Source organism: Pseudomonadota bacterium, assembly GCA_039815145.1.
Taxonomy (GTDB): Bacteria; Pseudomonadota; Gammaproteobacteria; order Steroidobacterales; family JBCBZW01; genus JBCBZW01.
In genome coordinates, this window is record JBCBZW010000014.1 from 61,521 (window position 1) to 74,080 (window position 12,560).

Sequence of the window (12,560 nt, forward strand, 5' to 3'; positions counted from 1 at the left end):
CAGCACCCGCGGGCGCTGCTGCACCGGGTCAGACGCAGATCTCGCCCTTCCAGGTGCCACCCAGACGATTGAGCGCCGGACTGGACGTGCACTCCAGACGCTCGATGTAAAGGCGCAATCGACCGTCCTGGTCGACGAAGGCGACGTCTGCCCGCACCTGATGGGGCGGGCGCTCCGGGTACACCAGGAAGTGCATACGCGACGGCCCAAGCGATCCCTCACCGAAGCGTCGTACGCGACCGAAGCGACTTGGCAGAGCGGACTCCGCCTCCATGGCATGGGCCCACAGCAGGCCCATCTGGGCAGCTGCGTCGGTCCAGCCTGGGTCAAACAACCAACCGTTCACCGCCTGCACCTGCGGCAGCCACTCACTGGGCTTGCTCGCCTGTACTTCGGCCAAGGCGCCCTGGGCGTCGATGCCGGCGAGGCGCGTTACGGTCTGGAAACACGGCCCGTGGAACAAACGCTCCTGATAGGCCTGCCGTGCGGACACCGGCGATGCCGCCGGGTGCAGCATGGACTGATAGGACGTGGGGTCAGGCACTTCACTCGCCAGGCGTACCACGCCACGGTAGTGCGGCGGCCCCGCAAGACCCGCGGTGCGCAGCTCCAAGGTCACCTCGAAGTCGGCGTCCGCGCTCTCGGTCACCGGCGCGCTCACCAGGATCTGGGCGTCGAAGCCACCATCGTCCAGGCGCAACCCGCGCATCACCCGCAGGTCGACGACTTCGGTGACGTAGCGATCGGGCCACAGGCTTGCGGCGCACTCGGCGAACAGCTCGAGCGCCACCGCCGCCGGCAGCACGGGGATGTCATCCAACAGGTGCTCGGCGAGGTAGTAATCCAACCCGGTATGGATGCGCCGATAGAGCACGACGCCGCCGTCCTCGCCGGGCCGCGATTCCATGCCCGCGAGCAGCGGCCACGCGGGGCCTTCGCCGGCGACGGCTTGTATCGCAGGCGCGGACGTCGCTTTCTCGCGGCGCCAGACGCCAGCGTCCACCTCGTGCTGCTCCCAGGGGCCTTCGCCGAAGACCACTTCCACATCGTCGAGCGGCGCGTGCACGATCTCGTCGAAGAACGCAGCCGCACCTCCGTCAGCGGGCACCAGGCGCACCCCGCGCGACTCGAACTTGCGTCGCGTCTCGGGCGTCACCATCCCCTGGCCGTGGCGACTGCCCTCCCAGGGGCCCCAGTTCATGGCGGACACCTTCACTCGCCCCTGCCACAGGGCGTGCAGCTGGCACGCCATGCGGTTAAGCAATTCATTCGCCGTTGCGTAGTCGGTCTGGCCACTGTTGCCGTAGCGGCCGGCCACGGAGGTGAACAGCGCAAAGAACTTCAGCGTGTCCGTGCGCAGGCGCCGAGCGAGCAGGAACGCGCTGTCGACCTTGGTATCGAAGACGCGAGCGAAGCTGTCCGGCGTCTTGTCCGCGAGGAACTTGTCCTCGAGGATACCCGCGCCGTGCACGACGCCATCGATACGCCCGAAGCGCGCGTAGAGATCATCGAGCGTCGCGGCCACCTGGGCCTCGTCGCGTGCGTCGCAAACGCGGTACTCGACGGTGGCTCCGAGGGCCTGGAAATCGGCCAGGTTGGCGAGAATCTCCCGGTCTTGGAGGATCGATTGCACGCGCCGATTGACGTCGACCGGCCGCAGGGTCTCGCCGTTGGACTGCGCTTCGCGCAACAGCTGCCCACGCAGCGCGTTGGCATCCAATCCGTCGTAGGCCGCTGGAATCGCCTCCGGCAGGGGCTTGCGCCCGACCAATACCAGGGTGGCCCCGGTGGCGGCGACCGTGCGCAGCACTTCCGCCGTCACGCCGCGAGCGCCGCCCGTCGCGAACACTACCCAATCCTTGGAAGGCATACGCAAGGGACTGGGCGCATCGCTACGCTCGACCGGCGCAGCAACGGAGCGGAACACGTGACGTACGCCGCCCGGGTAGCCCGTCTCGATACGGCCGCCGGGCAAGCGCAGCTCCGTCAACAGGGTCTTGGCCAGCTCGTCGACGGGGCGTGCCGAATCCAGATCGACCACCTTGAGTTGAGCCTCAGGCCATTCTTCGCCTACGGATTTGATCAGGCCGACGACGCCCCCGTGCGGGGTTACGCCACCCACCCGGTCCTGACCACGGCCGTAGCGTCCGCCGAGCGCCGTGCCGGCGACCACGCGACCGCCCTGGGACAGCTCCGGGCCACCGGCCCGCAGCAGTTGCGCGAACGCCTTCTCGGTCCAACCGGTGACCGCACCGAAGCCCTCCAGCGAGGTGCTCTCGAGGGCCAACACGGGAGCCGAGAGACAGGCGGTGTGAACCACACCGCGCAGGGGACCGTGCTCCGCCCGTACCTGCGCAAGCCACGCTTCGAGCGCGGCCTCGTCGATACGGGAGGGAACGTCCCAGTAAGCCACCGCGACACCTGGCTCCGCCTGCAGCTGCGCTGCGACGGCGTCGGCCACCTGGGCCGACAGACCGTTCTGCCGCGTAATCACGAAGAGCCCGCTCGCCAGCGGATCTACCGCTACCTCGCTCACGCCCTCCGGCTGCGCCTGAACGATGAACCGGGGCAGAGCGGCGCAGCCCGCTTCCTCCGCCCCGGTCAACTCAAAAGGGGCTGCAGCAGCCTCCTTCTGCGTTGCACCTGCACTTAGCCAGTCGATCATGCCTTGCAGCGTGGTCTGACCGTTCAGTGCTTCGGTCACCTCGTCCTCGCGGCCATCGACGAGCGCCGAGGGCAGCTGCTTGGTCAGCGCGCCGACGATCTCCACTCGCTTGATGGAGTCGATGCCGAGGTCGGCCTCCAGGTTCTGGTCGAGGCCGAGCATGCTTTGCGGATAGCCGGTGCGCTCTTCGACGATACCGAGGAGCAGGCTCTTCACCGACTCCGCGTCGCCACCACCGCTGGCCGCCGCGGGCGCCGGGGCCGGTGCGGGCGCAGGAGCAGGTGCCGGGACCGGGGCCGGTGCAGGCACTGCCGCCACCGGAGTTGGGGCGGGCGCCGGTGCGGGCGCTGGGGCCGGAGCAGGTGCCGGGGTCGGTACCGGAGCGGGTGCGACCACCGCGGCCGGCGTCGGGACCTCAGCGGGCGCCGGGACGGGGGCCGGGGCTGCTACCTGCGGCACCACCGGCGCGGCCACGCGGCGCACGCGCGGGGTCGCTCGGCGAGCGGCGAGCAACGCTCCGCCCTCGCGAGACGCGGCGGGCGTACCCGTGAGGTAGGCCGTCATCACGCTTTCCTGCGTGGCCAGGAACTGGCGCATCGTGTCTTGGTACAGGGCGAGCACGGACTCCCGCTCCCCTTCCAGGGGCGCGTAGTAATCCTGCGCCGGCGGTGCTTCACCGCTTCCGGGTCGATCAGACACGGTTGTCTCCTTGTGCAATGGATGATCTGGTTGTCTGGTTAGAGGACTAGCTACTGGGTTGGCGGGTGCCGTGGGAGCACCTGCTGCTGGGGGTATCGACGCTCCAATGGCCTGCGGGGCTGCAGGCGCGGGAGCGACCGATGGGGAAGACGATGCCGCGGCGGGCGCCGGTGCTGCTGCTACGGCAGGTGCCTCGGCTGCGGGGGTGGCTGGACCGGTAGCAGTTTGCCGTTCCGCCACCTCTTCCACGGTGAGCGGCTGGCGCGGCGCATCCAACGCACGTCGTGCCGCGCTGCCGTTGAGCATCCAGATGTGCGGCCCGATCTCCTGTTCGCGCGACGCGGAGGCCAGATCAGCCAGATCGATCTCGCGGCACTCGCGCTGGGCGAACAGCGGGCTAACGTCGAGCTTAACGCCCTGGGTGAGCAGCGTGCCGATCCCTTGCACGAGGCCCTTCAGTCCACCCTCGTGATCGTCGATCCGCACCACGCAGTGCTCCCGACCGTCGAGGATCTGGTCGATCAGGCTCGCCTGTACGTTCTTCGGCCCGAGGCCGACAAAGATGCGGGCGCCGTCGCGGTACATGGCCTCCACCTCGGCCACGAACTCCACGGGCGAGCCCAGGTGGTCGGCGAGGATTCGGCGAATGCCCTCGGGGCTGCGCTCGTGGGGGCGCGCCGTGGTGTTCGAGTACACGGGGAAATCCGGCACCCGGAAGGGGATCTGCGCCATGAACTCGGCCAGCTCCGTCGCCGCCGGCGACACGAACGGCGAGTGGAACGCCGCCCCCACCTTGAGGGGCTTGGCATCGAAGCCCGCTTCGAGCAGGCGCTCGACGGCAGCGCCGATGGACTCGCGAGACCCGGACAGGATGCTCTGCTTCGGCGCGTTGTGATTGGCCACGAGCACGTCGGTGTAGTCCTGGGCGATCTGCTCGACGTCACCGCGGTCGGCTTGCACCGCCGCCATGGTGCCGAGATCGCGCCCACGGGCGGCCTCGACGATGAAGCGACCGCGCGCCTCGGAGAGTCGGATGAACGACTCGAGGTCCACAACGCCGGCGGCGTAGAGGGCAGCGTACTCACCGTAGCTGTGACCGGCTGCCATGTCGGGCTTCAGACCGCAGCGTTGCAGCAGGTGCCACAGACCCGTTTCCACCACGCCGAGAGCGGGCTGAGCGATCTCCGGGCGCATCAAGGTGCTGACCGCCTCTTGCTCTTCCTGTGGCGACAGCAGCGCTTGCGTGTAGATCAGTCTCGACAGGCGATTACCAGGAGCTGCCTTCTCCATCGCCTCGGCGAGCCACTGGTCCGCACCCTCGAGCACCTGGGCGATCTCGGGGAAGGCAAGCGCGACCTCGCGCAACATGTTCGGGTACTGCGAGCCCTGACCGGCGAACATAACGGCTAGCTGACCGCGCCCGGCGAGCGGGTTGGCCGTAAAGGCTGCCTGCGGCGGCAGGGGAGCCCGCTCCGGCGCCCGCACGTGCGCCAGCAGCATGCGCAGGAAGGTCGGCAGATCGTCGCCAGGCCGCGCCACCAAGGTAGCCACCCGATCGCCCGGCGTGTACTGCCGCGCCAGGGAGAAAGCGAGATCGCGCAAGGTCGGCTCGGCACCGGCCTCGAGCTGGGCGGCGATCTGCTCGATGCGCTGCGCCACCTCGTGCACGCCGGCACCTGAGAAGATCAATAGCTCCGCAGGCCAGGCATCGCGCAGGGCCGCACCCTCGTGGGCGGGCCGCTCAGCGCCGTGCTCCTCGAGCGTGACGTGGAAGTTGGTACCGCCGAAGCCGAAGGCGCTGACGCCGGCGCGGCGGGGACCGTCGCTGACCCAGGGCTGGGCCTGGTTGACGATGGTCAGGGGGCTGTCGGCGTCCGCGATCCGCGGGTTGGCCTTCTCCACGTTGGCGTGGGGTGGCAGCACCTTGTGATACAGGGCGAGCGAGGTCTTGATCAGGCCTGCGACGCCGGCCGACGCCTTGGTGTGTCCGATCATCGTCTTCACGGAGCCGATGACCGATTGCTTCGGCTTGGCGCCATGCTCGCCGAGCAGGCGCGTTACGGTCTCCAGCTCAGCCGTGTCACCGGCCACCGTGCCCGTGCCGTGCGCTTCGAAGAGCCCGACGCTCTGCGGCGAGTAGCCCGCAGCGTCGTAGGCTCGCTCGAGGGCGCGAATCTGCCCGTCCGGGTGCGGTGCCGTCATGCTCCGCGCGCGGCCGTCACTCGAGCCGCCCACGCCCTTGATCACCGCGTAGATGCGGTCGCCATCGCGCTCAGCGTCTTCGACGCGCTTGAGCACGAGCATGGCGATGCCTTCGGAGATCACGATGCCATCGGCGGTCGTGTCGAAGGTTCGGCAGCGTCCACGTGGGCTAAGCGCCTGGGTCTTGGAGAAGCACAGGTAACCGAAGGGCCCCTGCACCGTGTCCACGCCACCGGCGACGGCGAGATCACTGCGTCCGGCCTCGAGTTCGCTGACCGCTTGGTAGACGGCGGTCAAGGACGATGCACAGGCCGAGTCGACGATGTAGTTCAAGCCGCCGAAATCGAAGCGGTTGGCAGCGCGGCCAGCGGCCACGTTCAGCAGAATTCCGGCGAAGCTGTCCTCGGTCCAGCTCGGCAGACGTTCGGCGGTCTCGCCATCGAGTTCGCCGGCGAAGCGCGGCAATTCCGAGCGCACGGCGTACTGGGCGCCGACATCGCCGGCGCCGCCGCTGGCGCCCAGGATGATCGAGGCGCGCTCACGGTCGAACTCCCGTTCGCCGTAGCCTGCGTCCTCGAGCGCCTGGCGCACCACTTCCAGGGTCATGAGCTGGAGCGGGTCGACGGCCTTGATCGCGTTCGGGGGAATGCCGTACTTCAGGGGATCGAAGGGCATGTCCGGCAGGAAGCCGCCCCACTTGGAGTAGATCTTGTCCGGCGCGCTACGGTCCGCGTCGAAGTAAAGACGCCAGTCCCAACGATGAGGGGGAATTTCGGTGATCGCATCGACGCGATCGAGAATGTTCTCCCAGTACTCCCGTGCGTTGCGTGCGCCGGGAAGCGCGGCACCGATTCCGATGATGGCAACATCGGCCGGCCGTTGCTGCCGCCGCCCGCGCGGGGACTGCTCTTCCACTCGCGTCTGATCGTCCATTCGGCTGTCTCCGGACATACTCAGCTCACCCCGTTCTAGTCGGGACTGTTCTTATTCTTCGTTCTACTTGGCGCCGCTCGGCTTCTTCGGCGCGTCGCTACGCACATTCTTGAGCTCGCGCTCGAGTTCGGCGACGCGACCTTCGAGAGCCTTCACCTGGCGTCCCAGGGCGGGGTCGCTTCCGCCTGCTGCTCCGCCGCGACGGGCAGCTGCTGCTTTGGCGCCCTTCGCACCCTTGGCGCCCTTACCGCCAGCACCGCCCATCTTCTCGCGAAGCTGGGGGAAACGCTCCATGAGCTTCTCGCGCTGCTGGGGGTTCTTCATCGCCTTCATGAGCTTGGCGCGCTTATCGCCACCGGCACCACCACCGGCCTTGGCGCCCATCTTGCCGCCGGCCTTCGCGCCCATCTTGCCGCCCATTTTTCCGCCCATCTTGGCGCCGAGCTTACCGCCCATCTTGCCACCGGCTTTTGCGCCAGCCTTGGCGCCACCGCCGGCGCGCTGCTGCATGATCTGACGCAGCTTGGCGCGTCGATCACCGCCGTCCTCGCCGCCGCCAGCGCCGGCACCTGCACCTGGGGTCGCCGCGGCCGGTTTGCGGTTGCCAGGGCCGCGCCGCTCGCGCAAAGCCTTCAGTTTCTCGCGGCGCTGATCCGCCGACTCGTTTGCGTTGGTCTCTGCCATGGGTATGTGCTCCTGGCGTTGTTGTGTGTCAGCGGCGCGCCGCCGGCGTTTGCTGTGTGAGCGCCGAGAGACAGTCTCCAGGCGTAGCCCGTCTTCGTGACCAACCCATCCCACGGAAATGGACATCCGTTGGACGACGCCTCGTACGCGAGCAGCCAGCGTCGGTCTCGATGGTCTCGAACAGGCCGCCTGCGAGCCGCCGCAATCGCGCATCTGGTCCACGCGTGCGGGCAACGTCGCCTTCCTGCGTCGATCCTACGCGACGGGGTACCCGCAACGTCGCCGTCACCTGTCGCAGTTCCTGAAGCTGCGCCAACGTCGACGCAGGGCTCTCCCGCTCACCTGATTTCTTGTTGTTTCTTCTTCGTCGTGCAGACCTAGCCGCCGGCACCGCCGCGCTTACGCAGGCGCAGGGCCCGACGCTTGCGGCGTTTTTGCTGCGGTTTCTCGCGGGACTGTTCGCGGTCTTCCGCACGCTCGGCGGTGACCTTCGCGAAGGCATCCCGGTACGCCTGCGCTTTCGCCTTCACATCTTGCGACGACGATTTGATCTTCTCGAGTTCGGGGTACTTTTCCGCCAGGTCTTCGCCGTGCAGCATGGCTGCTTCGTATTCTTCTACGGCTTCCTGGTGGTGCCCCTGAGCAAAGTGAACGTCACCTATCATGACATGAATGGTGACCGAGTCACTCTTGTGCTTGACCATCTGTCGTAACAGCGACAGGGCCTCGTCATACTTCTCAGCCGCCTGCAGAGTGCGCGCCAGTTGCATCTTGGCGGCCGGCATCTGGGGGTTGAGGCGGACGGCCTCTCGCAGCGCGGTCTCGGCGGCGGCGTTGTCGCCCAGCTCACGCTGCGCCATACCCAGCCAGAAATGCCCGAGGGGATTGTCCGCCTGCAAGGTGACCACGTGTTTAAAGGAGTCTCGCGCCGCTTCGTGGGCGGACTTCTTCATATGCAGGCGACCGAGCTGATAGTGCCCCGCCCAGAGATCGCCCTTGCTGCGCACGGCGTGCTGCAACTCATCGATCGCCGCCTGGTCATCGCCCTGCTTTTGCTTGATGTTCGCAATGAGCAGGCGAGCGGCTGTCAACTGGGGGTTCAAGCGCAGCGCCTCACGCAGCGCTTTCTCCGCTGGCTCGTAGCGCTCCTCTTTTGCATAGAGCTGACCGGCGCGCACCTGGGCGCTGGTCAACTTGGGATCGAGCTTGAGCGCTTGCTCGTATTCACCCAGGGCGCCGGCCGAATCACCGAGCTTGAGTCGCGCGTTGCCGCTCAGCATGTGGGCAGGGGCGAGCTTCTCGTCGATCGTCACGGCGGACTGGTAGTGCTTGAGAGCGCCCTCGTAGTTGCCCTGCTTGTAGTACACGTTGCCAATCGCTACGTGCGCGGGGGCAAGGTTGGGATTTTGCTCGATGACCGCTTCGTACTCCGCCAGGGCGTCGTCGAACCGTTCAGCCTGCATGTGAGCTTTGCCGAGCTCCATATGCGCTTTGACGCCGCGACCGAGTCGTCGGGCCTTGGGAGTCCACTCTCCCGAGGAAGAAGTAGCCATCCAACTGACCTCTATTCGTTTATGTTGCCTCCCGGACAGCCGTGCGATGGGCCGCACATGCCGACGGGAGCGCTTGTAATTCGGCGGTGAAGGGCAGTGAGTGTGCGCGCTCTGCTGCGCCACGTCAATTGCACCGATCGCGTTTTCCGCACGAGTCGACGGTACAGGTAACACACCGTTTTACGTCGTGTTAACTCGTTGTTAATGAGCGACTCTTTGCGAGTTTTTGAGCTTTTTTGTCGCACTCGTTTTTGTGCGAACTGATTCGTTGACAACCCAAATCCGAGCGTGGATCATTCGCGATGCACTGCGATAGGAAGTCTTGCGGACGGCCGCTTGTCGTCGCCGCACGACATGCCCGTCAGCACGCGTTCAAACCCATCACTCCTTGAGTTCTAAGGACTATGTCAAACAACGAAATGACCGCAGCACAGGGCAGCGACGACGTCGAAAACGGCGTCATCTCAGTGATCAACGAAATGGTGTCCGACTGGGACCTGGACAACGTTTCCGCCATCTCTCCGAGCACCAGCCTCATGGGAGATCTGGAGTTCGAATCGATCGATATCGTGCAGCTCGCTGTACACCTCGAGCAGCACTTCGAGCAGAGCGGCCTGCCCTTTGAGCAGCTGTTCATGCGCGACGGTGACTACGTCGACGACCTGACGATCACGGAGATCGCCGGGTTCTTGCGCGACAAGCTCGCCAGCTGATCTACAGCGCCACCCCCGGTCGAGGGCGGCCGGGGGCGGTTGCTACATCGAAGCGTTCCGCCAACACTTGGGCTCCACCGGATTCGGCGCGTCTGGGTGTCACCCGTCCCTGCATCTGGCGAGGGCGGTCTTGCGCATTTGGCGTCGCCAAGCTGCCCTTAACGGCAGTTCCCGCCCGAGCGTCGAGACAGATCGGCGCGCCGTAGAGAGTACGTGATGCCCAATCTGGTCGTCGGCAACCAACCCACCATTCACTTCCAGCGCGCAGGCGCCGGCGAGACCATCGTGCTCATCCACGGGCTCGGCGCAAACCTCGCCTTCTGGTTCATGAGTGTGGGGCGAGTGCTGGCGCGCGACTATCACATCGTGTGCTACGACCTGCGCGGCCACGGCGGCAGCGACATGCCGCGGCACGACTACCTGCTGCCGCACATGGTGGACGACCTCAACGGTCTCCTCGACCATCTCGAGATAGACAAGGCCCACATCGTCGGCCACAGCTTCGGTGCACGGGTCGCCCTCGCCCACGCGATCATGGCGCCGCAACGCCAGGCCAGCCTGACCATCGCCGACACGCAGGCAAAGTGCCTGCAAGGCCCCATGCGCCTGCGGGAATGGCCGCACTGGGCGCGTTGGAAGCGCGAACTGGTCGACATGGGGCATAACGGACTGCCCGACGATGAAGAGATCATCACCTTCGAGTTGCTCAAGCACTTTAATGACCTCTCCTCAGGCTTCGCCCACGGCACCCTCGCCAGCGGCTCGGCGGCGCAGAGCGCGGACGATGCGCAGCTACCGGCGCCGATGAAGAAAAAGCGCGCGGCGCGCCGAGCGGCCGTTGCGGGTGCACGGGCGGCGGGCAATGGCGCGCCATCGCTGCGCCGTCGCGATATGGGGCGCAAGGGCGCTGCCCGCTGGAACGAGCTCATGGAGCAGACCAGCGCCAAAGCCGAATTCGCTGATGAGCAGCCGCTGACTCGCGAGGCGATCGCGGGCATCCGCGTCCCGACCCTCGCTATGTACGGCGAACTCTCCCACTGCATCCCATCGTGTCGGCAGCTCGAGAAGCTGATTCCGCGCACGCACGTCGCGCTGGTACCGGGCGCTGGGCACTTCCACCCGGCGGTCAAGCCACGACGGTTTGTGAAACTCCTCGACCATTTCCTGCGTGAGCACCCCGGGGCCAGTGCGGCTCAGGCATTACCCGCCGGGCGCAAGCGCGCGGCAGCCATCGCCGCCCGCGCCCGCCAACCCGGCCTGCGATGAACGATACCGCCGAGGCACCGGTCGCCATCGTCACCGGTGGCAGTAGCGGGATCGGCCAGGCGGTGGCGGTCGCCCTCGCCCAAGACGGCTGGCGGGTTGCCGTGGTCGGGCGCTCCCTCGAGCGACTCACCCAGAGCCTGGACCTGATCCGATCGGCCAGCGCCGAGCTGGGCCAGCCCAGCGAGCCCCTCGCCCTCCCCTTCAATGTGGCCGACGAAGCGGACATGCAGGCCATGGCCGAGCGCACGCTAGCGGCCTTCGGCCGGATCGACCTGCTCGTGGCCAGCGCGGGCCTCGGCAAGCGCGCGGACACGAAGCGCGTGATGCCCCACCCGACCGCCGAGTTACCCCTCAGCGAGTGGGAGGAAGTGATCAACGTCAACCTGCGCGGCATCTTTCTCAGCAACCGCGCCGTACTGCCCACGATGCGTGCGCAGGGCCGCGGCCAGATCATCAATGTGGGCTCCTCGACGACGCCTCAGGGCCTTCGCGGCACGCCCTTCGGTCCCGCGTACTGCGCCTCGAAGTTCGGCATGGTCGGCCTAACGGAAGTGATCGCTGGAGAGGAGGAGCGCCACGGCATCCGCGCCCAGGTGATCTTCCCCGGCCCGGTCGAAACGCCGTTGGTCGATCAGACGATCCTGGCCCGCCCCTTTGGCGGCGCCGTCAAGGCCGAGCACTTCGCCGACGCGGTGGTGTTCATGGCCCGACACCCGGTGGACGGCGTGCTGGTGCACCCCCACCTCCTGCCCTTCCGCGGCTACTTCGAGCAGACCGGCGACGCACCGCCGTCCGCGCCTGCCACCCGACAATAGCAACGAACACGGAGCCCGCCATGAGCCATCCCCTCAACGATCGAGTCGTCATCATCACCGGCGCCGGCAGCGGCATCGGCCGCGCCTGCGCACGCATCTGCGCCACCCACGGCGCCCGCCTCGCCCTGGTGGACCTGCGCGATGACGGCCTTAACGAAGTGAAGGGAGAACTGCTCGAGGCCGGGCTCAGCGAGGACAAGGTGCTCACCTTGACCGCCAGCATCCGGGACGAGGCTGACATGCAACGCATGGCCGAGCAGACGCTCGCTCGCTTCGAGCGCATCGATGCGCTGGTGGCCTGCGCCGGTATCCTGCGGGTGGGCAGCGAGCTGAAGACGGTCGCAGACACCACCCTCGAGGCCTGGAACACGATCGTCGAGACCAATCTCACCGGCACGTTCCTCAGTAACCGAGCCGTACTGCCAGCGATGATGGAACAGCGCGAGGGCGACATCATCAACATCTCGTCCACCTCGGGCCTCAAGGGCCGTCCCTTCGACGGCTCCTACTGCGCAAGCAAGTTCGGTATCGTCGGCCTAACGGAATCCCTCGCCGAGGAAGTCAGCCGCTACGGCATTCGCGTGCAGACCGTCCTGCCGGACGCCGTCGCCACACCGCTCTGGGACCAGAACGGCCCGGGCGCGTTGAAGCCCGCACAGACCCTGCCCCCGGAGCGCGTCGGCGAATTCATCGCCTACCTCTTGGGGATGCCCCGCGACACCTACCTGATGAACCCAGTCATCGCCCCGTTCAAAGCCAAGAAGAGGCGCAAGGGCTGACCTGCAACCCGCCCGCCCTACACGGGACCACGCCCTGAGGCGGGCTCAGCGCGTGAAAGACAAGGCGGAGGGTTGCCGAGAAAGCGGAGCGTACATCAGTACGTGAGCGTTTCTCGCGGCCCCGACAACGCAGGATTTCGCGTTGCTCGGGACCACGCCCTGAGGCAGGCTCAGGGCGTGAAAGACAAGGCGGAGGGTTGCCGAGAAAGCGGAGCGTACTTCAGTACGTGAGCATTTCTCGGCTGCCCGAC

7 protein-coding genes are annotated in these 12,560 nt (G+C 66.9%); 4 read left to right on the plus strand and 3 right to left on the minus strand.

Annotated features, from left to right (window positions below; all coding sequences use genetic code 11):
• Positions 1-28 precede the first annotated feature (28 nt).
• The 3 genes from AAF184_06315 to AAF184_06325 all read right to left on the minus strand — a co-directional run bounded on the left by AAF184_06315 (position 29) and on the right by AAF184_06325 (position 8,859).
• A complete protein-coding gene (locus AAF184_06315) occupies positions 29-6,499 on the minus strand; it encodes an SDR family oxidoreductase (protein ID MEO0421928.1) in 6,471 nt (2,156 codons plus the stop codon).
• Positions 6,500-6,562: 63 nt separating this feature from the next.
• Entirely contained in the window at positions 6,563-7,183 is a 621-nt protein-coding gene (locus AAF184_06320; GenBank protein ID MEO0421929.1) for a hypothetical protein, read from the minus strand.
• 377 nt (positions 7,184-7,560) lie between these two features.
• On the minus strand, positions 7,561-8,859 hold the full coding sequence (locus AAF184_06325) for a tetratricopeptide repeat protein (protein ID MEO0421930.1): 1,299 nt from the start codon (positions 8,857-8,859) through the stop codon (positions 7,561-7,563).
• Positions 8,860-9,140: 281 nt separating this feature from the next.
• On the opposite strand from AAF184_06325, the gene AAF184_06330 reads away from it, so the two are divergent.
• From AAF184_06330 to AAF184_06345, 4 genes are all read left to right on the plus strand, one after another.
• The gene (locus AAF184_06330) at positions 9,141-9,449 is read left to right on the plus strand and encodes a phosphopantetheine-binding protein (protein MEO0421931.1); all 309 of its coding nucleotides are present in this window, start codon (positions 9,141-9,143) and stop codon (positions 9,447-9,449) included.
• A 216-nt stretch (positions 9,450-9,665) separates the two neighbouring features.
• A complete protein-coding gene (locus AAF184_06335) occupies positions 9,666-10,715 on the plus strand; it encodes an alpha/beta hydrolase (protein MEO0421932.1) in 1,050 nt (349 codons plus the stop codon).
• Positions 10,712-11,530 carry an SDR family oxidoreductase gene (locus AAF184_06340; GenBank protein MEO0421933.1) on the plus strand — a complete coding sequence of 273 codons (819 nt, stop codon included), beginning with the start codon at positions 10,712-10,714 and terminating at the stop codon, positions 11,528-11,530. Before AAF184_06335 ends, AAF184_06340 begins: the two co-directional genes overlap by 4 nt.
• 20 nt (positions 11,531-11,550) lie before the next feature.
• Positions 11,551-12,309: an SDR family oxidoreductase gene (locus AAF184_06345; protein MEO0421934.1), complete on the plus strand. Its 759-nt coding sequence runs from the start codon at positions 11,551-11,553 to the stop codon at positions 12,307-12,309.
• The last annotated feature ends 251 nt before the right edge of the window (positions 12,310-12,560 follow it).